The organism is Devosia psychrophila (genome assembly GCF_000971275.1).
GTDB lineage: Bacteria > Pseudomonadota > Alphaproteobacteria > Rhizobiales > Devosiaceae > Devosia > Devosia psychrophila.
On sequence record NZ_LAPV01000119.1, the window covers coordinates 1 to 581 of the forward strand.

Genomic DNA, 581 nt, shown 5'->3' on the forward strand with positions numbered 1-581 from the left:
CTTGGCGGCGCCGACTTCAAGGTTCTCGCCACCAGTGTCTACGAGCAGGTGCTTTTCTACATCGACTGGTCCTTTGCCGCGGTCATGGCGAACGTGCTGCTGGTGATGATGCTGATCATCGCCGCCATCGGCTCGCGTCTCGAGATGCGCCTGCACAGGAAGCTCCACTTCTAGAAACCGGTGATCGATATGAACCGAATTGTCTCTGGCCTGTTCCGAGTCTCCATCGTTCTCGTAATGGCGTTCATCACCCTGCCGCTCATTGTAGTGATGGCAGCCTCACTCAGTCCCAGCTCTCAAGTGACCCTGGTTCCGTGGGAGTGGACCGTGCGCTGGTATGGCGACCTGGTCGCGCGTCGATGGATCGATCCCTTTATCCTCAGCGCCCAAATCGCCGTACTCGTGTCTTGGATCAGTGGGGTACTGGGCCTGCTCGCGGCCTATGTAGTCGCCTTTGAAAAGTGCCCAGGTCACGCCGCGATCATGTCGTTTCTGCTCTCGCCATTGGCTGTGCCCCAAGTCGTCAAGGGGCTGTCGATCGTCCTATTTCTTTCTTCCGCCGGGCTCTATCCGATGGCTCG

Annotated in this window: 1 protein-coding gene and 1 pseudogene; both read left to right on the plus strand. The window is 58.3% G+C overall.

What is annotated here, in order from left to right:
- A pseudogene (locus WH91_RS25375) lies at positions 1-174 on the plus strand (ABC transporter permease); the annotation flags it as partial.
- Positions 175-189: 15 nt separating this feature from the next.
- On the plus strand, positions 190-581 hold a 392-nt coding region (locus WH91_RS10705; RefSeq protein WP_046171009.1), incomplete at its 3' end, for an ABC transporter permease.